22 protein-coding genes are annotated in these 22,027 nt (G+C 64.9%); 7 read left to right on the forward strand and 15 right to left on the reverse strand.

Annotated elements, in window-relative coordinates; genetic code table 11:
• Window positions 1-40: 40 nt before the first annotated feature.
• Entirely contained in the window at window positions 41-1,435 is a 1,395-nt protein-coding gene (locus tag ACFC25_RS02550; RefSeq protein WP_376043852.1) for an FAD-binding oxidoreductase, read from the forward strand.
• 24 nt (window positions 1,436-1,459) lie between these two features.
• Here the strand turns inward: ACFC25_RS02550 and ACFC25_RS02555 are convergent, their stop codons facing one another.
• From ACFC25_RS02555 to ACFC25_RS02585, 7 genes are all read right to left on the reverse strand, one after another.
• Entirely contained in the window at window positions 1,460-1,963 is a 504-nt protein-coding gene (locus tag ACFC25_RS02555; RefSeq protein WP_337351588.1) for a universal stress protein, read from the reverse strand.
• Between the two features lie 42 nt (window positions 1,964-2,005).
• On the reverse strand, window positions 2,006-2,440 hold the full coding sequence (locus ACFC25_RS02560) for a low molecular weight phosphatase family protein (RefSeq protein WP_337346046.1): 435 nt from the start codon (window positions 2,438-2,440) through the stop codon (window positions 2,006-2,008).
• Entirely contained in the window at window positions 2,437-3,096 is a 660-nt protein-coding gene (locus tag ACFC25_RS02565; RefSeq protein WP_376043854.1) for an arsenate reductase ArsC, read from the reverse strand. The genes ACFC25_RS02560 and ACFC25_RS02565 overlap by 4 nt, the downstream gene beginning before the upstream one ends.
• A 38-nt stretch (window positions 3,097-3,134) precedes the next feature.
• Window positions 3,135-4,517: an FAD-dependent oxidoreductase gene (locus tag ACFC25_RS02570; protein WP_376043856.1), complete on the reverse strand. Its 1,383-nt coding sequence runs from the start codon at window positions 4,515-4,517 to the stop codon at window positions 3,135-3,137.
• 206 nt (window positions 4,518-4,723) lie between these two features.
• On the reverse strand, window positions 4,724-5,713 hold the full coding sequence (gene trxB / locus ACFC25_RS02575; protein ID WP_337346043.1) for a thioredoxin-disulfide reductase: 990 nt from the start codon (window positions 5,711-5,713) through the stop codon (window positions 4,724-4,726).
• A 28-nt stretch (window positions 5,714-5,741) separates the two neighbouring features.
• On the reverse strand, window positions 5,742-6,164 hold the full coding sequence (locus ACFC25_RS02580) for an arsenate reductase ArsC (RefSeq protein WP_337346042.1): 423 nt from the start codon (window positions 6,162-6,164) through the stop codon (window positions 5,742-5,744).
• 100 nt (window positions 6,165-6,264) lie between these two features.
• A complete protein-coding gene (locus ACFC25_RS02585; RefSeq protein ID WP_337346041.1) occupies window positions 6,265-6,936 on the reverse strand; it encodes a helix-turn-helix domain-containing protein in 672 nt (223 codons plus the stop codon).
• Between the two features lie 45 nt (window positions 6,937-6,981).
• Between ACFC25_RS02585 and ACFC25_RS02590 the strand changes: the two genes are divergently transcribed.
• The 4 genes from ACFC25_RS02590 to ACFC25_RS02605 all read left to right on the forward strand — a co-directional run bounded on the left by ACFC25_RS02590 (window position 6,982) and on the right by ACFC25_RS02605 (window position 9,169).
• The gene (locus ACFC25_RS02590) at window positions 6,982-7,722 is read left to right on the forward strand and encodes an aquaporin (protein WP_376043858.1); all 741 of its coding nucleotides are present in this window, start codon (window positions 6,982-6,984) and stop codon (window positions 7,720-7,722) included.
• 72 nt (window positions 7,723-7,794) lie between these two features.
• Entirely contained in the window at window positions 7,795-8,145 is a 351-nt protein-coding gene (locus ACFC25_RS02595; RefSeq protein WP_337346039.1) for a metalloregulator ArsR/SmtB family transcription factor, read from the forward strand.
• Between the two features lie 35 nt (window positions 8,146-8,180).
• Window positions 8,181-8,666, forward strand: coding sequence for an N-acetyltransferase family protein (locus tag ACFC25_RS02600; RefSeq protein ID WP_337346279.1), 486 nt, complete (start codon window positions 8,181-8,183; stop codon window positions 8,664-8,666).
• A 53-nt stretch (window positions 8,667-8,719) separates the two neighbouring features.
• Window positions 8,720-9,169, forward strand: a complete 450-nt coding sequence (locus ACFC25_RS02605) for a GNAT family N-acetyltransferase (RefSeq protein WP_376043859.1) — start codon at window positions 8,720-8,722, stop codon at window positions 9,167-9,169.
• Window positions 9,170-9,175: 6 nt separating this feature from the next.
• On the opposite strand, the gene ACFC25_RS02610 is transcribed toward ACFC25_RS02605, so the two are convergent.
• The 6 genes from ACFC25_RS02610 to ACFC25_RS02635 all read right to left on the reverse strand — a co-directional run bounded on the left by ACFC25_RS02610 (window position 9,176) and on the right by ACFC25_RS02635 (window position 14,923).
• Entirely contained in the window at window positions 9,176-9,847 is a 672-nt protein-coding gene (locus ACFC25_RS02610; protein WP_376043861.1) for a DUF1961 family protein, read from the reverse strand.
• Window positions 9,848-10,576: a rhamnogalacturonan acetylesterase gene (locus ACFC25_RS02615; protein ID WP_376043863.1), complete on the reverse strand. Its 729-nt coding sequence runs from the start codon at window positions 10,574-10,576 to the stop codon at window positions 9,848-9,850.
• 42 nt (window positions 10,577-10,618) lie between these two features.
• Complete coding sequence (locus ACFC25_RS02620) at window positions 10,619-11,491, reverse strand: carbohydrate ABC transporter permease (protein ID WP_337346036.1); 873 nt, start codon at window positions 11,489-11,491, stop codon at window positions 10,619-10,621.
• A complete protein-coding gene (locus ACFC25_RS02625; protein WP_376043865.1) occupies window positions 11,491-12,465 on the reverse strand; it encodes an ABC transporter permease in 975 nt (324 codons plus the stop codon). Before ACFC25_RS02625 ends, ACFC25_RS02620 begins: the two co-directional genes overlap by 1 nt.
• Window positions 12,466-13,995: an extracellular solute-binding protein gene (locus tag ACFC25_RS02630; protein WP_376043867.1), complete on the reverse strand. Its 1,530-nt coding sequence runs from the start codon at window positions 13,993-13,995 to the stop codon at window positions 12,466-12,468.
• A gap of 208 nt (window positions 13,996-14,203) precedes the next feature.
• Complete coding sequence (locus ACFC25_RS02635) at window positions 14,204-14,923, reverse strand: DUF624 domain-containing protein (RefSeq protein WP_337346033.1); 720 nt, start codon at window positions 14,921-14,923, stop codon at window positions 14,204-14,206.
• A 336-nt stretch (window positions 14,924-15,259) separates the two neighbouring features.
• Here ACFC25_RS02635 and ACFC25_RS02640 point away from each other — a divergent pair, with 336 nt between their 5' ends.
• Window positions 15,260-16,519 (forward strand): Gfo/Idh/MocA family protein, encoded by a 1,260-nt coding sequence (locus tag ACFC25_RS02640; protein WP_376043869.1) that lies wholly within the window; start codon window positions 15,260-15,262, stop codon window positions 16,517-16,519.
• Window positions 16,519-19,986: a family 78 glycoside hydrolase catalytic domain gene (locus ACFC25_RS02645; RefSeq protein WP_376043871.1), complete on the forward strand. Its 3,468-nt coding sequence runs from the start codon at window positions 16,519-16,521 to the stop codon at window positions 19,984-19,986. Before ACFC25_RS02640 ends, ACFC25_RS02645 begins: the two co-directional genes overlap by 1 nt.
• A 40-nt stretch (window positions 19,987-20,026) precedes the next feature.
• Here ACFC25_RS02645 and ACFC25_RS02650 read toward each other — a convergent pair whose 3' ends face one another.
• Complete coding sequence (locus ACFC25_RS02650; RefSeq protein ID WP_376043873.1) at window positions 20,027-21,292, reverse strand: MFS transporter; 1,266 nt, start codon at window positions 21,290-21,292, stop codon at window positions 20,027-20,029.
• 39 nt (window positions 21,293-21,331) lie between these two features.
• A complete protein-coding gene (locus ACFC25_RS02655; RefSeq protein ID WP_376043875.1) occupies window positions 21,332-22,024 on the reverse strand; it encodes a Poxvirus protein I5 in 693 nt (230 codons plus the stop codon).
• Between the last annotated feature and the right edge of the window lie 3 nt (window positions 22,025-22,027).

The raw sequence follows: 22,027 nt of genomic DNA on the forward strand, positions 1-22,027 counted from the left end.
GGTGGGATTCTGCTCGAAGGAGAGAGAGGTCCGTGAGTCCATGGCACAGGGCACGAAGATCGACGACGGCGCTGTCGGCGAGCTGCAGGCATCCTTTCAGGGCGAACTCGTCCGTCCGGATGATGCTGGTTACAACGAGCATCGCAAGGTGTGGAACGGATCGATTGATCGCCATCCCGCCTTGATTGCCCGCTGCACCGGCGTTGCAGATATCCGGGCCGCGCTCCGGCTCGCCCGCTCACAGGATCTTCTCGTCGCCGTGCGGGGAGGGGGTCACAGCTTCCCTGGCCTGTCAGTGTGCGACGACGGCATGCTCATCGATCTCGGGCCGATGAAGGGGATTCGAGTAGATCCTGAGGCACGAACGGCACGTGTCCAGGCCGGTGTGCTGCTTGGCGAACTCGACAGCGAGACGCAGGAGTACGGTCTCGCGGTTCCTTCCGGGATCGTCACTCATACGGGAGTGGCTGGCCTTACCCTGGGCGGCGGCATCGGGTGGGTCATGCGCAAGTACGGACTCACCATCGACCAGCTGTTGTCCGTAGACATGGTCACCGCTGACGGCGAGGCGGTCAGGGCCAGCGCGGATCAGAACTCCGATCTCTTCTGGGGGGTGCGGGGCGGCGGCGGGAACTTCGGCATCGTCACTGAGTTCGAGTTCCGCCTTAATCCTGTGGGCCCCTACGTCATGGCGGGCCCGGTCTTCTGGGCGATGGAAGATGCCCCGGAAGTGCTGCGGTTTTATCGCGACTGGATCGCGGACTGCCCCGATGAACTAATGACGATTGCCGTGCAGCGCAGGGCGCCGGCGCTTCCGATTGTGCCGCCCGAACTGGTGGGCAAGCTCGTCCTGGCGGTCACTGCATGCTATGCGGGACCGGTCGAGGAGGGCGAACGGGTCCTGCGGCCGCTCAAGGAATTTGGTTCACCGGTTCTCGATCTTTGCCGGCCAAAGCCGTTTCTGGAGCATCAGAAAACATTCGATCCGTCCTACCCCCACGGCTGGCACTACTACGTCAGGTCCTGCGACGTCGCAGCGCTCAGCGACGACGTCATTGACATCGTCGTCGAGCACGGCAGCCGCATCACCTCGCCGGTTACCAGCATCGCCCTCTGGCAGATGGGCGGCGCGGTGGGGCGCATCGACGAGGGTGCCACCGCGTTCAATGGCCGCCAGGCCGGATTCACCTTCAACATCAACGGCAACAGCAAGACCGCCGAGGGCTTCGCCGCTGAGCGCCAGTGGGCCCGGGACTATTGGTCGGCCCTCGCCCCCCACCACACCAGCGTCTACGTGAACTTCCTGATGGAAGAGGGCGAGGAGCGGGTCAGGCAAGCTTATGGCGCAGCGAAGTACGACCGGCTCAAAGCACTCAAGCGCAAGTACGACCCCACGAACTTCTTCACCTTGAACCAGAACATCAAGCCGGACTGAGCCCTTTCTCCTGACGGAAGCCGCCTAGGAAGCGCTTGGGATCGGACGTGCGGGGCGGCTGTCGGGGACAACGAGGACTGGCCGCTGCTGGTGGCGGGCAAGGAACGCGGACACTGATCCTTCGAGGAGGCGGTCCACCCAGGCCAAGGACCCTGGCCTATCGGCGCCCACGATGATCAAGGATGCTCCTGTGTTCTCGGCCAAGCGGCTTAGTGCCTTGGGAACGTCGCCGTTCAGCACTCGGAAGGACCAGGTCTCCCCCGGCTGCCCGAGTAGCATTTCGAGTTTCCCTTGCAGCTGGTTGGCGGGATAGTCGGTTTCCTCGTTGACGTTCGGGTCCAGCGACAGGGCTGTCAGTTGGCCTTCAGGCTCCCATTCTGTGAGGTAACTGGCTGGGTCCACGAAGGCGCAGACAAGATGCAACCCCAGGGCGCCCGCGAGCTCAGCGGCGGAACGGACCAGGTGCTTCGGAAAATTCCAGCCGACACCAAGCACGAGCGGCCCCTCCGGCCATCCATCATCGGGCACGGGTGGTTCCTGGGCTCGGGGTCAGCGCCGCGCCGGCCATCGCTAGTTCCCGGAGAGCTCCGCATAGAGCTTCTGGACCCTGGCTTTGATGTCGTCCCGGACCAGACGCATGCGTTCCATGCCTTCTATGCCGCGCTCGGAGGGTTCATCGGTCTCCCAGACCTCAAAGCGCGTCCCTTCGCGGGGTTCGAGCTTGGCTTCGGTTCCCAGGACGATGACGGCATCCACGGCGTCCAGGACGTCATCGGTGACTGGCTTGGGGTGTTCCCCGGTGATGTCGACGCCGAGTTCGGTCAGGGACTCAACGGCCTGGGGATTCAGGGCCTTGCCGGGTTTGGTGCCGGCGGAGTAGACAATGATGGACCCGCCGGCCAATTGACTCATAAGGCCCGCGGCCAACTGGGATTTTCCGCCGTTCTTGCTGCAGACAAAGAGCACGGATGGGGTCTTCGTCGCGCCGGACGTTTCCTGGGTCATGAGTGGGTGGTTTCCTTTGTGAGTGAGGCGACCAGGGCTTTGACCCGGTCGTGGATCTGGTCCCGGATCTCCCTGACCACATGGAGGGGCTGGCCGGCCGGGTCGGGAAGGTCCCAGTCCTCGTACCGCTTTCCGGGATAGATCGGGCAGGAATCTCCGCAGCCCATCGTAATCACCACGTCGGAGGCGCGCACGACGTCGTCGGTGAGCGGTTTGGGGTAGTTCTGAGAGAGGTCAAGGCCCATCTCGGACATCACGGTTACCACAGCGGGATCAAGTTCCGCCGCAGGCAGGGAGCCGGCGGAGCGGACGTGGATCCTGCCCTTTGCTTCAACCGTGAGCAAAGCGGCGGCCATCTGCGACCGTCCGGCGTTCTGCACGCAGACGAACAGGGCCTCCGGAACCTCGGCGGTGATGGCGCCCTTGGATTTTGCCAGGGCGTTGAGCCGGTCGCTGGCGAAATGCTCGGTGGTGGCGGGCAGGTACGTGGTGATCTTCGCGGTGCGGGCCAGTGCGGTGTAGGACTCGAAAACGTAGCGTTCGACGGTTTCGACGGCGAAGACTCCGGCGAACCTCTCCCCAAGGCGGCTGCTGATCCGCTGCAGGAGCTCAGTGTTGTCCTGCAGGCCCAGGCTGGTTTCGCGGTGTTCGGTCATGACATCACTCCAAAATGGTGGTTTCCGACGGACGATGTTCAGTTATTGCCGGAGCGTCCATGGGACAACCCGGTAGGGAAGCCAACCAGCACCGGTTCGGGGGCGGAACAACAGCCTGCCTCTGAACCGACACTGCCTGCGGAGGAGACAGCCGGGACGTCGCAGCTGGTGCCGCCGTCGGTGGAGCAGACGCCCGTCTCGGGGAGTTCGAGCTGGACTGTATCGGCCGCTTCGCGGTCTCCGGCGAGGGCTGCGACGACGGACCGCACCTGTTCATAGCCGGTGGCCAGCAGGAACGTGGGCGCCCGGCCGTACGACTTCATTCCTACGATGTAAAAGTCCTGGTCAGGGTGGGCCAGCAGCTTGGCTCCATGCGGAGGGACGGTGCCGCAGGAGTGGAATTCAGGGTCGATCAGCGGGCCCAGCGCCTTGGGAGCCTCGACGGCCGGATCCAGGTCGAGGCGGAGTTCGCGCAGGATCTCCAGATCGGGGCGGAAGCCGGTGCAAGGGACCACGACGTCGGCGTCAAGGGTCCGGCCGTCGACGGCTTCGACGGTGACGGCGGAATCAAGTGCTTTGAAGGAAGCTATTCCGAAGCCGGTGTGGAGTTCGATGGTTCCTGCCTCGACGAGGCGGCGCAGTCGCGATCCGAGCTGGCCGCGGGCTGGCAGGCCGTCGGCGTCACCGCCGCCGTAGACCTTCTCGGCAGACGCGCCGCGGACCGCCCATAAAATGCGGGTTTCCGGGTCTTCCTTAGCCAGGTCGGCGAGGCTGATGAGGGTGTTGGCCGCGGAGTGCCCCGCGCCGACGACCAGGACGCGGCGTCCAGCGAACGCTGAACGGTCACGGCCGGTCACGTCCGGTAGCGGAGAGGAAATCCGATCTGCGGCGGTAACTTCCCCGACGGCCGGCAGCCCGGATGTGCCCAACGGGTTACGGCGGGACCAGGTGCCCGAGGCGTCAATGACCGCTGCTACGGTGTGCTCGCGGGTCTCGCCGTCCTCATGTTCCACCCGGACGACGAACGGCGTGGCCTCCCGGTTGCGCGTGTGGGTCTTGTCCATCCCGGCACGGGTCACGGCGGTGACCCTGCTGCCGGTCTGCAGCCGGGAGGAAATCGCCGGCAAAGCTGCCAGCGGCGCCAGGTAATTGTCGATGAGTTCACCACCGTAGGGAAGGGCCGTCGGCCGGGGCGATGCCCAGCCTGCGGCTTCGAGCAGGCGGACTGCGGCGGCGTCGAGGTTGAACCGCCATGGTGAGAACAACCGGATGTGGCGCCATTGCGCGATGGCGGCACCCGCCGTCGGGCCTGCTTCGAAGATCAGCGGCTCGAGGCCGCGCTCGAGCAGGTGCGCCGCGGCGGCCAGTCCCACGGGGCCGGCGCCAATCACTGCAACGGGAAGGTTCTTCGCTAAATCCATGGTGTCCTCTGTTCCATCTGTGGGTGTGACGGTTCTTCTCCCAACTAGGTAGCAGCAGATGTCGTTTTGAGCGCCCATAACGACACTTGCTGCTACCTAGTTGGGTGGAGGGAGGGGAGGTCAGCAGCAGTCCTGATCTTCGTCGCAGCAATCATCGCCGCAGCATCCGGTGTTCATTCAGCTCACCTCCTCCCCCGGGTTGGGGCCTAAGCGTGGGTGGGTTCCTCCACCAGCGCAGTGGCAATGCTGTCCGCGTCATCCAGCGCGGCGAGGTAGCGTTCGGCGTCGAGGGCCGCGGCGCAGCCGGTTCCGGCTGCGGTGATGGCCTGACGGTAACGGTGGTCCACGGCGTCCCCACAGGCGAACACGCCGGTGAGGTTGGTGACCGTGGTGGGCGAGTCGACCTTGATGTAGCCCTCGGCGTCAAGCTCCACCTGACCGGCCACGAGTTCTGTCCGTGGCAGATGGCCGATTGCCACGAAAATGCCGGTGGCGGCCTGTTCACGGGTTTCGCCAGTGCGCGTGTCGGTCAGGGTCACGCCGGTGACCTTGCCATCGCCATGGATGGCGGTGATGGCGGAGTTCCAGGCGAAGCTGATCTTCGGGTTGTCCTTGGCCCGCTGGGCCATAATCCGGGAGGCGCGGAGCTCGCCCTTGCGCACGACGACGGTCACGGACTTTCCGAAGCGGGTCAGGAAAGTCGCTTCTTCCATTGCCGAATCCCCGCCGCCAACCACGATGATGTCCTGGTCGCGGAAGAAGAACCCGTCGCACGTGGCACACCAGGAGACGCCGTGGCCGCTGAACTTCTTCTCCTCTGGCAGGCCGAGTTCCTTGTAGGCGGAGCCCGTGGCGAGGATGACGGCCGGGGCCTCATGCGTCTCGCCGGCGCCGGTGACCACGCGTTTCAGGTGACCGGTCAGCGTGACCTCAGTGACGTCGTCGAACATTACCTGCGCGCCGAAGCGCTCCGCCTGCTGCTGCAGCCCGTCCATCAGTTCAGGCCCCTGGATGCCGCCGGGGAAGCCTGGAAAATTCTCCACCTCCGTGGTGTTCATCAGGGCACCGCCGGCGGTGACCGACCCGGCGAGGACCAGCGGCTTCAACCCTGCCCGGGCGGCGTAGATGGCGGCCGTGTAGCCGGCGGGGCCCGAGCCGATGATGATCAGCTGTTCCCTGTTCGCAGTGTCGCTCACGAAGGTACCTCCTGGTTCGGGGACGGGGTTACTTGGCAGCCGGGATGAGGGAATCGATAAGGCCCTCGATGCGGGTCTTGATCTCGTCGCGGATCGGGCGGACGGCGTCCACGCCCTGGCCTGCGGGATCCTCCAGGACCCAGTCCTCGTAGCGCTTGCCGGGGAAGTACGGGCACTCGTCACCGCAGCCCATGGTGATCACCACGTCCGATTCCTTGACGGCCTCGGTGGTGAGGACCTTGGGGATCTCGGCGGACATGTCTATCCCGAGCTCTGCCATCGCCTCGACGGCAGCGGGGTTGACCTTGTCTGCCGGCTGAGACCCGGCGGAGCGGACCTCGATCTCTCCCTTGGCCAGCGTGGTGAGGAACGCGGCGGCCATCTGGGAGCGGCCGGCGTTGTGGACGCAGACGAAAAGAACGGAAGGCTTCTTGGCAGTTTCGGTGCTCACGCGGTTCTCCTGGAACATTGATAGTCGTCGATACAGTGAGTATCGGGCCATACATTGATGATTGTCAATATTTGATTGAAATAGGCCGGGTCAAGCGGAATCAGGCGGCCAGCACCCGCGGCGCCAGGTCACTGACGCGGTGGGAGATATCCATGAAGGCGTCCTCGAAGGCGTTCTCAGTGCTGAGGCGCAACGGATCCGGGACCGACCAGTGGGCATCACCGAGTCCAACGAGTTCCTCGTGGGCGTTATCGCACACTGTCACCATGAAGTCCCCCTCCTCCGCCACCTGGTCCAACCGGCGCGGAGGAACTTCCGCGAGTTCCACGCCGTGCCGGCGTGCCACCTCAATGGCCCCGGGAGCGATGCGGTCCGCGGGATGCGTTCCCGCCGATATCGAAGGAATTTTGCTGACCTGCCGCCAGAGCGCGGCCGCGAGCTGGGACCGGGCGCTGTTGCGGGTGCAGACGAACAGCACTCGGCGGGCGCCGTACCCAGCCCCCGGCACGAGGCCCTCCAGGGCGCCGGCGGCAAGGCCCACATAGCTGCGGCGCTTGTCAGCCTCGGAGCGGTGGCGAGTTGCCAGCCCCGCCCCTTCCAGCGCGCGAAGATGGTGGGACAGCAGATTCGACGGCATCCCCAGCTCTGCCTGCAATTCCTTCGGAGAGAAATCCCCCAGGGTGAGCAAGTCAACGATGCGCAGACGCGCAGGATCGGCAAGGGCGGCATACTTGGCGACCCGCTCGCGAAATTCGTTCACCTCAATAGACATTGATTCAATTTTGACTGAGTGAATTCTTTCCGTCAAGCTGTTGCCATGACTTCACACCAGCCGCCGCTTTGGCGTCGCGCCGTCGCCGAGCTGCTCGGCACCAGCCTGCTTGTGGCCGTGGTGGTCGGCTCCGGGATCTCAGCCCAGCAGCTCTCCCCCGGCGACGTCGGCCTGCAACTCCTGGAGAACAGCACTGCCACCGTGCTGGGGCTGACTGTGCTGATTCTGATGCTCGGCCCCGTCAGCGGTGCCCACTTCAACCCTGTGGTCTCCCTCGTGGACTGGGTCCTGGGTCGGCGCAGCGGCACAGGACTGACGCTGCCTGAGCTCGGTACGTATGTAGCTGCCCAGACCGTGGGGGCGATCACCGGCAGCATGCTGGCTAATGCCATGTTTGACGTTGGCACGTCCATCTCCACCAAGGATCGCGTCAGCACGGGGCATCTGCTGGCTGAAGTTGTCGCCACCGCGGGACTCATCCTGCTGATCTTCGCCCTGGCAGCCACGTCCCGCGGCGTCCTTGCTGCCCCCGCGGTGGGCGCTTACATTGGAGCTGCCTACTGGTTTACGTCCTCGACGTCATTCGCGAACCCGGCCGTGACAGTCGGGCGCATCTTCAGCGACACCTTCGCCGGCATCGCCCCACCCTCTGTTCCCGGCTTCATCGTGGCGCAACTTGTGGGCGCCGCCGTCGGACTTGGCCTTCTCCTCATCCTTTTCCCCTCCGCTGCCCGCGCTGCGGACGACGTCGTGCTTCCGCATGATTCCCGCGCCGCAGGTTCATAGCCTGCCAATTCCAGGCACCACGCCCCGCCCTTCTTACATTGATGACCGTCAATATTGGGGCATAATGGGTCCATGAACCTGCTGCCCGTACTTGAGCCGGCCACCGACGACGCCTGCTGCGCTCCGGCGGGGACGCCTGCCCTGGGGGCTGAGGAAGCGAAGCAGAAAGCCCTGGTCTTCAAGGCACTCGCGGATCCGAACCGGCTGCGGCTGCTGTCCATCGTGAAGGCTGAATCGTCCGGCGAGTCCTGCGTGTGCGACCTCACCGATCCATTGGACCTCGGCCAGCCCACGGTCTCCCACCATCTGAAGATTCTGGTCGAGGCCGGACTGCTTCACCGCGAAAAGCGTGGCACGTGGGCCTATTACTCACTGGTACCGGGGGCCTTGGAAGAGGCGGCCGGAATCCTGGCAACCCTGTGACTGTGCCGGAACAGTCCGCTGTGGCGATACGCCCCATGCGCGACGTCGATTGGCCGGATGTCCAGCGGATCTACAGCGAAGGAATTGCCACCGGCCACGCCACCTTCGAATCAGAGGCGCCCGATTGGGAACGGTTCAACAACTCAAGACTGCTCCGCCACCGGTGCGTGGCCGAAAACGCTGAAGGTGGAATCCTTGGCTGGGCTGCCGTCTCCCCGGTCTCTGCACGCCCCGTCTACTCCGGCGTGGTGGAACATTCCGTTTATGTCGCAGCCGTTGCACGCGGACTCGGCCTGGGGGCAACGCTGCTCCGGGCCCTGGCGGAATCCACGGAGCGCGACGGCATCTGGACCATCCAGGCCAGCGTTTTTCCCGAAAATGAGGCCAGCCTCAAGCTGCACCTCGCGAACGGTTACGTCGTCGTCGGACGCAGGCACCGCATCGCCCGCATGGCACACGGGCCACTCAGTGGGCAGTGGCGCGACACAATCCTCATCGAACGCCGGTCAACCGCCATCTGAGAAGGTTCCGTCAGTGGTCGCTCCTGCCTGCCCGCACGACTATCGTGCAAGGCATGGTGATGATACGTGAAGCCCGGGCGGACGACTTCAGGGGCCTCGCATCGCTGCGGGCCACGTGGGCAGCTGAGCAGGATCCAACTACTCCCCATGACCCCTGCTTTGTAGATGCCTACCTCAACTGGATGGAAGCGAACCCGCGCAAGTTCTTTGTGGCCGAGCAGGATAACCAGTTGATCGGCATGCTCAATTTGCTGGTCTTCCAGCGGATGCCCAAGCCCGGCAAGCAAGCTTCGTGCTGGGTTTATCTGGGCAATGTCTACGTACTTCCGGCTTTTCGGAACGGCGGCGTCGGGAGGAAACTAGTGGCGGAATCCATCGAGTTCTCCGAGCGCATTCGTGCGGCACGCATGGTCCTCTCCCCTTCTTCCGAATCGCAAAGCTTCTATCGGCGGCTTGGCTTCGGACCAGCAGAGGAACTCAGGGTTCGCGCGATCCAGGCGTAGCGGGCCCTAGATCTTCTCCACCCTGAAATTCCGGTAGGCGGCCTTCAACGGTGCCATCTGGCGGAAGCCGATGCGGCCGCCGCCCAGCACTTTTCCGGACGGGTCCGACCATTCAAAGAGGGGCAGCCCGTTGATGGCGAACGACACAAGCGGCCCGTCCTTCACCACTTCCAGCAGGTAGAAATCGACGGCGTCCTCGGTGGGCGGCAGCGGATCCGCGCCCTGGGCTACCAGTTCAAAGCCGGCACTTTTCCGGAGGTTGCAGGTACGGAAGGCCCGTTCGGACTCGTATTTGTGGCGGAAGTAGGAGACGTGGAGGGCATCGATATCGCCGGAGTGGTACTGCGGGTAGTAACCGGTCCTCGGTGCCAGGTCAGCCGAGAACAGGTCGCGCCCGCCCTGGCCCACGGCCGAGAAGAACAGCATGGCAAGGCCAGGTTCGGCGAGGGGAAGGAACTCCCAGCTGATCCGGATGCCGTCCGGGAACTCCTCCGGGCACCAGAACGTCCAGTGCGCCTGGTCCCCGAACTCCTCATCGTCCAGCGCACCAGACAGCGCAAGTGCGCCATTGTGGCTGCCCAGGCTCAGCGGCCCTTCCGCTACCCAGCCCGAAACATCCGCCGGTCCGGCGAGGGGGTTGCTGTACAGCAGTCCGGCACCGGCCTGCGCCGCGCCCACCTAGCCCCTTCCCGCTGTCGTGAAATCCTCAGCCATCAGTCCCGCCGTCGAGCTTTCCTCGAAGCCTGGCTGTCCGAGGCCGAAGCCGAGCCGTCCCAGCTGGGTGGCAACTTCCTCCGCCACCAGGGACGCGCCGCGTTGGGAGAAGTGCGTGTTGTCTGCCAGCCCGGCTGGCCAGAAGGCGTGCTCGCCTAGCCCGAAATGGCAGAACAGGGACTGCGACTCCTCAACCCCCAGCTCCAGGTACAGCCCGCGGGTCCAGGCGTTAAGGTCGACGGCGGGCAGTTGCAGTTCGAGAGCGATCTCCCGCACCACTTCGGGGTAGTCCTCCAGGCTTTCTTCCAGGACAGCATCCGACGGCGGCGAATCCAGGAAGTGCCGGCGCTCCACGGAGGTGCAAAGCACCGGCACGGCACCCAAGGCCCGGACTTCCGCCACCATGGTGCGCAGGTTGGCGGCATAACCGGTCCGGGCTGCGAGATGGACCTTCTTCTGGTCGTTGTGGCCAAACTGGATCAGGACCAGGTCGCCCTCAGCGGCGGTTTCCAGGAGCTGTCCCCAGAGCCCCTCCTCACGGAAGGACTCCGTGCTGGCCCCGCCCTTGGCGAAGTTGTATACAGCGGCCCAGGAGTATACGTGCCGGGGCAGGTGCGCGCCCCAGCCACTCATGGGGTACTCCTGGGTGGGACAGTTGGCCACCGTGGAATCTCCGGCGAGCAGGATTTTCATACTGTGCTTTCTGTTGGTTTGAGTCGGCGCTCCGATGCGGCGTCAGCCCTTGACCGAGCCGATCAGCATGCCTTTGGCGAAGTGCTTTTGCAGGAACGGGTAGAAGATCAGGATGGGCAGGGTGGCCACCACGATCACGGCGAACTTGATGCCCTGCTCCGGGGGGATGTAGTTCGGGTCCACGTTGCCGGTACCCAGCAGGTCCGAGGAAGCGGTGACCTGGCGCAGGTACATCTGCAGGGTCCACTTCGAGTTGTCACTCAGATAGAGCAGGGGTGACATGAAGTCGTTCCAGATCCCCACGGCGTAGAACAGCGCGAACGTTGCCAGCACGGGTTTGGAGAGCGGGAGCAGGATCCGCCAGAGGATTCCGACTTCGGTGGCGCCGTCCATCTTCGCGGACTCTTCCAGCTCGGCGGGGAGCTCCTGGAAGAAGTTCTTGATGATGATCAGGCTGAACGGGTTGATCGCCGCCGGCAGGATCAGCGCCCAGTAGGAGTTGAGCAGGCCCAGGTCCTTGACCAGGAGGAAGGTGGGGATCATGCCGCCGGAGAAGACCATGGCGAAGACCACCAGGGACAGGATCAGCTGCCGGCCGCGGAGGTTCCGTTTGGCCAGTGGATAGGCCATGGTCACGGTCAGGATCAGCTGCACCACGGTGCCGACGGCGGTGACCAGGACTGTGGTGACCAGGGCGCGGATGAACGCAGGAGTGGAGAAGATGTATTCGTAGGCGCCCAGGGAGAACTGTTCGGGCCAGACGAAGAAGGCCCTGCGGGTGATTTCGGCTTCGGTGGCGAAGGAGCCGGCGAACACATAGACGAACGGCAGCAGCGTGATGACGCCGATCAGGGTCAGGAACACATAGTTGGCGGCGTCGAAGATCCGCCCCCCGGTGGTGTTGTGAATCTTCATTAGAACAGTCCGCTCTGGTTGAATCGCTTGGCCAGGGCGTTGGTGCCGAAGATCAGCACAATGCCCACCAGTGACTTGAACAGGCCCACCGCGGTGGAGTAGCTGTAGGCGCCCTGGGTGATGCCCACGAAGTAGACATAGGTGTCGAAGACGTCGGCAACATCGCGGTTCAGGGCGTTGGTCATCAGGTAGATCTGCTCAAAGCCGGTGTTGAGCATCTGCCCGATCGCGAGGATGAGCATCACGATGATGGTGGAGCGGATCCCCGGCAGCGTGATGTGCCAGACCCGGCGGAACCGTCCGGCGCCGTCGATGATCGCGGCCTCGTACTGGTCCTGGTCCACGGTGGCCAGGGCTGCGAGGAAGATGATGGTCCCCCAGCCGGTGTTCTTCCAGATCTCCTGCAGCACAATCAGCGGCCGGAACCACGCAGGGTCGGAGAGGAAGTCAATGTCCGTTCCCAGCACGTTGTTGATGAACAGGAAAAGCGGGCCGAAGTCCAAGGCGAACAGCAGGAAGCTCAAGGACGCCACGATGGTCCAGGACAGGAAATGCGGGATGTAGACCAGCGTCTGGACGGTGCGCTTGAGGATGGAAAGGCGGACCTCGTTCAGCAGCAACGCCAGCACGATGGTCAGAGGGAAGGCGATCCCCAGGTTCAGGAAGGCCAGGATCAGGGTGTTACCCAGCAACCGGGCGAAGTCAGGGTTCGAGAAGAAGTCCTGGAAATGCTGGAACCCCACCCACGGGCTGCCGTTCACCCCAAGGAACGGGACGTAGTCCTTGAACGCGATGGACACCCCGTACATCGGGGCGTAGCGGAACACCGCGAAATACACCACACCCGGCAGCAGCAACAGATACAGCCACTTGTAGTGCGCGAAATGGACCGAAAACTTGCCGCGGGTCCGCGGAGCGGGGGCAGGAGACTGCCCCCGCTCCGCGGCCTGGGCGTCGATGACAGGGGCCGACATTTACTTGCTGTCCTGCCAGAGCTTGTTGATTTCTTCCTGGACCTTGTCGCCCCCGCTGGTCTTCCACAGCTTGATGGCGTCCTTCAGGCCCTGCTCATCGATCTGGCCGGCCAGGTACTTGATGCGGGCGTCGGCCACAATGTTGTCCAGCTGCGCACCCTTGGCCACGTAGGTGGGCGAAACGAAAGCAGCGGCCGGGTTGTAGACGGCACTCTTGAGGTCCTCAGCCATGACCTCAATACGCCGGTCGAAGACTTCCTGCTCGTACTCGGAAGCCTGCTTGACCGGGTAGAAGTTGTTGCCCGTGACGTTGGTTCCCAACTGGGCGTAGCTCTTGATATCGGTATTGACTACCTTGCCCTCAGGGGTCTCAGGCTTGATGGTGGCGGCCTTGCCGTCTTCGAGGGTGAAGTTCACGCCCTCGATGCCGTTGTTCAGCAGGACGGCGGTGTCTTTGGAGTTCATCTTGTCCAGGAACTCCAGTACTGTCTTCAGCTCAGCCTCGGTGCGGACGCTGGTCTTGGGGATGGCCAGGAAACCGGAGTAGCCGTCGGTGGGATGCGTGTGCAGTTCACCATCCGGGCCTTCGAGCCCACCAACAAAGCCCACCTTGTTCTCGAAGTCGTTCGGGTTGGCCTGCTTGAACAGGTTGATCAGGACGCTGACGCGAGAGTCGACGTCCACGATGATCCCACCCTTGCCGTTGAAGAACGGCTCGTTCCACTTGGTGCCATCGAAAGTGGCGAAGTCAGGGTTGATGAGCTTCTCATCCACCATCTTCTTGACGAAGCGGTTGGCTTCGATGAACTCTTCGGTCTCGAAGCTCGGGATCAGCTTCCCGTCCCGCTCGGTCCAGCGGTTGCCGGCGCCGTACCAGGTCTCGATCATGTCGTAGGGGCTGTTGGACCCCAAGGCACCCCACTTCGGGATGGTGATGCCCCAGGTGTCGGCCTGGCCGTTGCCGTCCGGGTCCTGTTCAGTGAAGGCCTTAGCCACCTTGTAAAGGTCCTCGGTAGTCTTCGGAGCCTCCAAGCCCAGTTTGTCCAGCCAGTCCTGGCGGAACATCACGGCCGAGCGGATCGGATTGCGGGCACGGAAGACACCGTAGACCTTGCCGTTAATGCTGGCGTTCTGTTCCACCTCCGGGAAGGTGGACTTCAGGTTGGGGTACGCGTCGAGCTTGTCGGTGAGGTCCCAGAATGCCCCCGCCTCGGCGTTTTTGACGAACCCCGGGGACTTGCTCTGCACCACCAGGACGTGCGGAATCTCGGATGACGCCAGCGTGATGTTCATCTTGTCCTCGTAGGAGGCGTTGGGCGTCCAGGTGATATTAACGTCCTTGCCGGTGAGTTCTTCCAGTTTCTGCTGCACGGCCCCATCAGGTGTGGGCGGCTGCGCTTCCAGGAACGGAGCCATCACATTGATGGTGGCCAGGTCCGCTGACTGAGTTTCCCCGGCACCGCACGCGGTCAGGGTCAGGGCCGTGGCGGTCACGACGGCGGCGGCCAGGCTGAATTTCCTAGTGATCATGTTGTTCCTTTTCCACTTCTTTGGGGTTGGTTCCGGTATTTTTCCGGCGGATCAGTTGGTGCGGTTCACGTGTAACTTCGTGCCGGCTGGGGCCAGCATTTGATACGTTTCACTGCAGCTCACAAGGACTTTGCGTGCGCTGAGCAGGGCAACCTCCCGGTGGCTTCCGAAGGAGGCCGCGCCTTGGTGCAGCCCGGTGGCGTACGGCTCATCCAACGGGTGCCCCCTGGGGCGTGGAATGTCCGACGGCGGTGCTGCCGCCACCCGTGCGGGCCCCGGCATTCCCGGCCCCCTCCTCCGCCAGGGCAAGGGCCGCGACGGAGTCGTCGTTGGCGGCAAAGAACCGGTCGCACAGCCAGCCGGTCACGTACAGCCAGGCGCCGATACTGAAGAACGGGATGAGTCCCGGCAACGCGCGGCTCGCGTAGACAGCCGCAGCCGTGACGAACAGCAGGATCACGGTGCCCGCCAGATGGCGGATAGCGAAGCGGGAGCAGGTCATCAGGTACTGGCCCAGAGGCAGTTCGTAGCGGGCATACATGGGGAAGAGGTAGCAGGCCGCACCGGCAAGGAAGATAGCCGCCACAAATGTGCCGGCCGCGACCAGTTGGGACATCAGGTCCCTCCCGCCGGACGAGTAGTTCCAGTTCATGGCCAGGGCCAAGGCCACCGCCATGACGGGCAGCGCCAGCGCGTTAGCACGGACGAAGTTCGCGCAGTACTCCTTGGCAAAGGACCTGAGCAACGGCGCTGCTTCTCCCCGGGCCCTCCGCCGGACCAGGATTTGCGCCGCAGCCGTCGCCGGTCCGGCGCCGAGTACGCCAAGGCCAAACAGCGTGAAGAGGATCCACAGCAGGTTAAGGCAGGCGATCCACAGCAGGGTGTCAAAGAACGAGTAGGCGCGTGAACTGAAATTTCCAGCCAGCATGGCAAAGCTCCCTTCGGTTCTCCGTCGTTGCAGAAACGCTTCCAGAGTGGCGGGCGTCACGTGAGTAATCGGTTTCTCGCAATCTAGACCCCTCATGCCGGGCAGGTCAAGCTAGTTTTTGAATCGTTACATTGCTGGACTCACCACCCCGGCGTGGTCCACACTGGATCTTGGAAAGCGCTTGCTGGGAAACCTCCTGCAAGGGCCAGGGCGTTTCGGCCCCGTTCCCGCGTGCCAACGCCGGCATGAAGGGAGCGGCGCAACGTCTGCTCCGGCGCCATCCCGATGCTGCCGCCGGACCTGAGTTTTGATGCCTGCGGGCAGAAACGGAGACCGATGGGAAAGCCAGCCGGCACAGCCGCCGAGTCACAGTCCCGAAATGAAGAGCCTGTCCAGGCCGACGAGCCTGCCCCCTCCCATCGATGGAGCCCCGAACCCGCGGCTGGGCCTCTACCACCGGCCCGAGTGGCGCTGGTCGGCGTCCACGGCTTCGGCACCCATCACCTGCGCAACCTTGAGCGACTGCAGGCTGCCGGCGTCGTCGAACTCGTTGCGGTTGCCGATCCCCAGCCTCCGGCGCCGGGATCCGTTCCGGACACTGCGGCCGTTTTCCCCGGGCTCACCGACTTGCTTGCCGCCACATCAGGCCTGGAACTTATCATTGTGGCCACCCCCATCCAGACCCACGCCCCGCTGGGCCTCGCCGCGCTCACCGCCAACGCCGACCTGTACCTGGAGAAGCCGCCGGTGGCGTCCCTGGCCGACTTCAACACCCTCTGCGATGCCGCACGGGCATCAGGCCGGAGCGTGCAGATCGGCTTCCAGAGCCTGGGCTCACACGCGCTGCAGGCCATCGAGGAACTACTGGCCAGCGGAGACATCGGCACGCTGCAGGGCATCTCTGCCACCGGCCGCTGGGTCCGCGACAAGGCCTACTACCAGCGCTCCCGCTGGGCCGGGAAACGAAGCATCGACGGCGTCGACGTGGTAGACGGCGTGGCCACTAATCCCCTGGCACATGCCGTGGCCACCGCGCTGCGCATCGCCGGCGCCCGCACGGTCGAGGACGTTGCTTCCGTGGAAACGGACCTCTACCATGCCAACGACATCGAATCCGACGACACCTCCGTTATCCGGATCCGCACCAACACGGGACTGCCCGTCACGTGTGCGCTCACTATCTGCGCCACGGAATCTGTGGAACCGTATGTGACGCTGCAGGGCTCCCAGGGCGAGGCAGTGTTCCACTACACCGAGGACCGCCTCACTGTACGCACGCCCTCAGGGGAAACCGAGCAGGTCTTCGGCCGGGACGACCTCACGGAGAACCTCATCGCCCACCGCCGCGAAGGCACAGCACTGATCAGCCCGCTCGTGGACAGCGGCGCCTTCATGCTGGTGCTGGAAGCCATCCGGACGGCACCCCAGCCAGCCCTGATCAGCCCTGACTATGTCCAGTGGGAAGGTGACGGCGACGCCGCCCACGCCGTCGTCGTCGGAATCGAGGAGGCGCTGGAGCGTGCCACGCAAGAGCACGCAACCTTCAGCGAACTCGGACTTCCCTGGGCACTTCCGGCGTACGGATCTGCTTCCTGATGGGCCTCTCCCCCGTCCAGGAAACAACCCCGACTCTTACCCGTCGAGGCGAACTGCAGGCTTCCGGCTTGCTGACTGACGGCCTGACCCCCTGCCTCACTGCTTCCCTGCGGCCGGTATTCGGGTGGCGGGTGAACCAGCCGCAGGATGCCGATCCCGCCGCGGCCCGCCAAACCGGCTACGAAATTGCCGTCAAGGATTCGGCGGGAGCCGAAGTCTGGTTCTCCGGCCCCGTTCCCTCGGCCCGCCAATCCGGGGTTCCTTATGGCGGTCCGGACCTGGCCGAGGATGCGGATTACACCTGGCGGGTCCGGGTGAGCGACGCCGGAGGCAATCCCGGGCCATGGTCTGAAGCAGAGCCATTCAGCACCGGACTTTCGGACCGTGCGTGGGGTGCCGATTGGATCCACCGGGCACCTGGCGGCCAGGCTCCGCTTGAGGTCCTCGAAGGCGCCCTCCGAGTTGCCGGCTCGCCGTTCCTTTCGGTTCCATGCACTCCCGCTCGCCGTTTCACACTGGAGGCCCGCCTCAGGCCGGTCATGGGTTGGGCCGGATTGCTCTTCCGCAGCAACGGCGCGGGCACTGGACTGTTACTGGAACTGGACACCGCGGGCCACGTAGTACTCCGCCGCGCCCCCGCTTGGGAAATCCCCGCCGCCGCCACTCCGGCTACCGAGGTCTTGGCCAGCGCCCAGCTTGACCGCAGAGCCGTGGCCAGCCAGGACAGGCTGCCCGGCAAGGACCTGTTCCCCGGCACGTGGCAGGACCTGGCTGTGGCCGACGACGGCACCACTATCACCGTTGCCCTCGACGGCGTTGAGCTGCTCACCGTTAATGAGCCGCTCCCCGCCGGGTTTGAGGGCCGTTTCGCCCTGCACCAGGGTCCGCGTAGCCAGGCCGAGTACGCTTCGCTGCGGATCGCGGCCGGGCCGGATACAGCTGTTGCTGGCGGCGAAATTTCGGAGAATGCAGTACTCCTGGACCACCAGTTCAGCAACAGCCCTGACGAGGCCCGCGCGTTCCTGGGGCACTGGGCCCGCACCACGGCACACCGGCAGCCCGATGAATGGACGCTTTTCCGCGGCACTCTCCGGCTCACGGGGACCGTCGCCCGGGCACGCCTTTTCGCTGCAGCCAGCCATCACGCGCAGATCGCCCTGGGCGGAACTGCCTGCCTCAGCACCACTTCCTTCGCCTACCCCGGTGAGGGATATTACGACGCCGCCGACGTCACCGCGCTGCTCGCTGCTCAGCCTCCGGGACCGCCCGAACCCTCGGGAGAGCAACACCAGCCCGGCAAAAGGGCGCAACCAGCCCCGCTTGACCAACCCGTCGAGGTTCCCCTGACCGCCCTCCTGCACTGGTATGGCCCCGGCCAAGGCAGGGCCGCTGGCCTGCCCGGCCTGCTGGTCCGGCTCAGCGTGGACTACACGGACGGCCGCCGCGAAGTCTTCGGCTCCGGCCCGGACTGGACGGCCACCGAGGCGCCGTACCGGCAGGCCGGCTACCGCAACGATGAGGGCGATCCCGTGGAACACTTCGACGGGCAAGCCGCGGCAACGCTGGATGCCGGCCAGGACATGCCACCGGCCCTGAGCTACGGCCGCCACCCGGTCCCACAGTTTCCGGCGCTGCACCCCCGGCGAACCTCCATGTCCGAGACGTTTGTCGCCCCGCAGTCCTTCTTGACCGCCACTGACGGCACGCTTGTGGCTGACTTCGGCAAGGTCATCCCGGCCCGCCCGGAAGTGGACTTCCTCACGGGCGTGTCCGGGCGGACGCTGATCATCCGGGCAGGCTACACCCTGGACGCGGACGGCCGGGTAGACCGAGGCAAAACGGCCAGCCAGAACACCGATATGTCCTTCCCGTACACGCAGGCAGACGGACTGCAGCAGTTCCGCGCCACCGTGCATCTGGGCTTCCGCTATCTGGAACTCCCCGGCGTGGAGGCCTCGGACCTGTCCCGGGTGGGCGCCGTCGTCGTCCACGGCCGGCACCCGGACGAGGGAAGCTTCAGCAGCTCCGACCCAACCCTGGACTCGGTGTTCGGGCTGCTGCGCGACTCCGCGCTGCACGGAATCCAGGAACAGTTCGTGGACACACCCACACGGGAGAAAGGCCAGTTCCTGGCCGACGCCGTCAACATCTCCTACGCCACCATGGCCCTGTTCGGCGAACACGCCTACACCGCCCAGGCACTGCGCGAATTCGGCTGGTCCGCCTCCCGTTACTGGACCAACGGCGAGGACCTGGGCCGCTACAACGCCGTCTACCCCAACGGTGACGGCAAACGGGACATCCCCGACTTCTCGCTCATGATGCCCGAATGGGCCGAGGAATACCACCACCGCACCGCAGACCTCGCCCTCGTAGCGGAACTGCTCCCCCACCTCCGGAACACCGCGGACTACGCCCTGCGGTACCTCGCCACGGACAGCCCGACGGCGGGACTGGTCACCGACCTCGGCGGCGGCTCCGGCCCCTACCTGCACGGCATCGTGGACTGGCCAGCCCCCGGCCGCTTCGGCTACGACATGGATTGCGCCGCCAAAACCACGGTCAACGCCCAGGCCTACTCAGCGCTGATCTCCACGGCACGGTTGTGCAGCCTGGCCGGGCAGGAGGACGCGGCCGTCCGGTACGCCGGCCACGCCGGCGCCCTCGCGGAAACCATCCGCACCCGCCTGCGCGTGAACGGCGTGATGATTGACGGGCTGCACGCCGACGGAACCCCCAGCACCCACGCCTCCCAACACGCCACGTCCTTCCCGCTGTCCCTCGGCATCACCGACCCTTCCCACGCAGCCGCTGATGCGCAAAGGATCGCAGGCCAGGGCATGCGGCAGGGACCCATGACCGTGCACCGCCTGGTCCGAGCACTCCTGGCCCAGAGGCAGATCGACGCGGCCCTGGACCTACTCACGTCTGCGGACCAGCCGGGGTGGGCGCGGCTCCTCAGGCAGGGCGCCAGCTTCACGTGGGAAGCCTGGGACCTCGTCGACGGCACCGACTACAGCCAGTCCCACGCTTGGTCGGCCTCCGTGGTTAAGGAGATCCTGGAGTTCCTGCTAGGCGTCCGGGTCACCGTACCCGGAGGCAGTGAGGTGCTCATCGAACCGCCGATCTGCCGACTGGAACATGCCAAAGGACGAGTCCCAGTGCCCAACGGCGCGGTATTTGTCAGCTGGCGGCGGACATCCGCCGGCATGCAGCTCGAATGCACGGTTCCGGCCGGCGTCACGGCGACCGTACGGCTGCCTGCCGGCACCTACGCAATCCAAGGCCCGACGGCGGGACCCGCCGTCGTGCGTTCCGGTCCAGGCGGTGCCGCGCACCACGGCGCCGGGGGCGGAACCGCTGACCTTGGCAATCAGGCGCCGCGTGATTTCCGGATCCACAGTGGCACGTGGACCTTCACGCCAGCCAAGGAATCCTCACCAGCGTCCCCCATCCCAACTAGGTAGCAGTTGATGTCGTTTTGACGGTCCAAAACGACATCAACTGCTACCTAGTTGGGCCAGTCCGACGTGAATTCCTCCACAGCAGGAAGCCAATGACAAGGGCAGAGAACATGCCCAGGACGCCGGTGACCACCAGGCCCGTGCGGACGCCGAACTGTTCAGTAAGCCAGCCGGCCAGGAGGCCACCCAGGGCGTGGCCGCCGAGCAGCAACGGCAGGTACAGGGCCATGACCCGGCCGCGGACTTCCGGGCCGGCTTCAAGTTGGACGGCAGTAGCGGCACTGGTCAGGAACAGGAGGGTCATCAGGCCCACCACCACGAGCATCACTGTAAAGAGAACCAGGTTGGGCATCAGCGCCGCCACGAGTTGCGCCAGGCCAAACAGGCCGGCAGCGGCCACGATCCCCTTCCGCCCAAAAGTCCGGAGGCGGGCGGCCAGCAGGGCGCCAGCCAGGGCACCGACGGCACTCACCGTATTGAACAGGCCAAAACCTTCCACGCCGTTATGCCACACACGTTCCGCAAAGGCCGCCAGCACTACCGGTCCGTTCATGCCAAAGGCACCCAGCAATCCTGCCAGGGCAATAATGAGCAGCAGCGAAGGCCTGTCCCGGACATACCGGAACCCGGCCAGGAGCTGGCCGTGTCCGCGGACAGCCGGGGCGTCCGTGTGCAGGAGGGCGGGCCGGATGCCGGCAATCATGCCCAGGACCAGCAGGCCGAGGAAGGCGTTCGACGCGAAGGCCGCCGCGGATCCGGCGTAGGCGATGACCGCCCCGCCCAGGGCTGGCCCGGCCATGGCGCCGAGCTGGCCGATGGCGTTGTTGAGGCCGATTGCCGGCCGGAGGCCGGCGTCGCCCACTACTTCATTGACGAAAACCTGCCGGGCAGGACCGTCGATCGCGGAGGTGATGCCCAGCGCGATGCAGCTTCCATAAACAATCCATACGGTGATGTTGCCGGTGGCGGCCGAGGCTGCCAGTCCCGCGGCCAGGAGGACAATCACGGACTGGCAGACCATCATGACGCGGCGCTTGGGGAAGATATCCACCAGCAGGCCGCTGAGCGGACCCACGATCAGCATGGGCAGGAACTGCAGTGCCACGGCGACGCCAACCGCAGCCGGGCTGCCTGTCAGCTGGAGCACCAGCCAATCCTGGGCCAGGCGCTGCATCCAGACACCCATGCTGCCGGCCAGGGTCATCCCCATATAGAGGCGGTAGTTGTGCTGCGTCAGCGGAAAGTACCAGCGAACCGGGCCTTTCCGGTGACGAAGGGACTCTGCGGACTGGGGGCGGTCGGAAGACACGTCGGACTCAACTCGGTAGGAAAGGTGAAAGGAAGAGAATTACTGGACGCGGGTGGAACGCATTTTTACCGACGCCGCAGCCAGGATCAGTGTGCCGGGCACTACCACGAAGAGCGCTACAAGCATCCACACGAAAACAACGGCGGCGAACAGTGCGGCCACGAGGAGGAGGGAGCCGGTCCAATCGCGGAGCGACAGGGCCTTCGCGGTTTCCAGGGCGTAGGACCAGGACGCGGACTTGGAGGCGGACGACGGCGGCGCTTCAGCGGGTGCGCCGGGGGCCGCCGGGGTGTTGCGGGCGGCGGAGGCAGGGCCGGCAAAGTCGGACCAGGCTGCGGTGGTGCGCAGGAGCAGGACCGCACCGGCCGTTGCCAGGATGAGCGTCGCCGGGAGGACCACGGCACTGCCGGGCAGTTGCCCAACTGTTGCGAGCAACAGGTTCAGGACAATCACGACGGCGGCTGCCGCCGTCGTGATTCCCAGTTTCCAGCTGCCGGGCAGGGCAGCCTTGAAGGTGCCCCAGAGGCCGCGGAGGGAATCGTCCCGCCCGGAGAGGTGCCGCTCAAGGTGGGCGATACCGGCCGCGTAGGCAGCAGGAATGGTGACAAGCGGAATGGACAGCACCAGCACCAACAGTCCGGCCAGCAGGGTCTCGGAAAACAGTGCGAAGCGGTTTACCGGGATCGGTTCATTGCGGCCTGAAGCGGGTGTGGTGCTGTCCATAGTGCTCATATT

Source organism: Pseudarthrobacter sp. NPDC055928 (genome assembly GCF_042270935.1).
In the GTDB taxonomy this organism is placed as follows: domain Bacteria; phylum Actinomycetota; class Actinomycetes; order Actinomycetales; family Micrococcaceae; genus Arthrobacter.

Coding starts and splice junctions, on each gene's coding strand:
- ACFC25_RS02595 (WP_337346039.1), top strand. CDS start 7,795: ATGAACCTGCTGCCCGTACTTGAGCCGGCCACCGACGACGCCTGCTGC.
- ACFC25_RS02645 (WP_376043871.1), top strand. CDS start 16,519: ATGGGCCTCTCCCCCGTCCAGGAAACAACCCCGACTCTTACCCGTCGA.
- ACFC25_RS02615 (WP_376043863.1), bottom strand. CDS start 10,576: ATGAAAATCCTGCTCGCCGGAGATTCCACGGTGGCCAACTGTCCCACC.
- ACFC25_RS02550 (WP_376043852.1), top strand. CDS start 41: ATGGCACAGGGCACGAAGATCGACGACGGCGCTGTCGGCGAGCTGCAG.
- ACFC25_RS02625 (WP_376043865.1), bottom strand. CDS start 12,465: ATGTCGGCCCCTGTCATCGACGCCCAGGCCGCGGAGCGGGGGCAGTCT.
- ACFC25_RS02570 (WP_376043856.1), bottom strand. CDS start 4,517: ATGGATTTAGCGAAGAACCTTCCCGTTGCAGTGATTGGCGCCGGCCCC.
- ACFC25_RS02655 (WP_376043875.1), bottom strand. CDS start 22,024: ATGAGCACTATGGACAGCACCACACCCGCTTCAGGCCGCAATGAACCG.
- ACFC25_RS02590 (WP_376043858.1), top strand. CDS start 6,982: ATGACTTCACACCAGCCGCCGCTTTGGCGTCGCGCCGTCGCCGAGCTG.
- ACFC25_RS02630 (WP_376043867.1), bottom strand. CDS start 13,995: ATGATCACTAGGAAATTCAGCCTGGCCGCCGCCGTCGTGACCGCCACG.
- ACFC25_RS02560 (WP_337346046.1), bottom strand. CDS start 2,440: ATGACCCAGGAAACGTCCGGCGCGACGAAGACCCCATCCGTGCTCTTT.
- ACFC25_RS02565 (WP_376043854.1), bottom strand. CDS start 3,096: ATGACCGAACACCGCGAAACCAGCCTGGGCCTGCAGGACAACACTGAG.
- ACFC25_RS02605 (WP_376043859.1), top strand. CDS start 8,720: ATGGTGATGATACGTGAAGCCCGGGCGGACGACTTCAGGGGCCTCGCA.
- ACFC25_RS02585 (WP_337346041.1), bottom strand. CDS start 6,936: ATGTCTATTGAGGTGAACGAATTTCGCGAGCGGGTCGCCAAGTATGCC.
- ACFC25_RS02640 (WP_376043869.1), top strand. CDS start 15,260: ATGGGAAAGCCAGCCGGCACAGCCGCCGAGTCACAGTCCCGAAATGAA.
- ACFC25_RS02620 (WP_337346036.1), bottom strand. CDS start 11,491: ATGAAGATTCACAACACCACCGGGGGGCGGATCTTCGACGCCGCCAAC.
- ACFC25_RS02635 (WP_337346033.1), bottom strand. CDS start 14,923: ATGCTGGCTGGAAATTTCAGTTCACGCGCCTACTCGTTCTTTGACACC.
- ACFC25_RS02600 (WP_337346279.1), top strand. CDS start 8,181: ATGCGCGACGTCGATTGGCCGGATGTCCAGCGGATCTACAGCGAAGGA.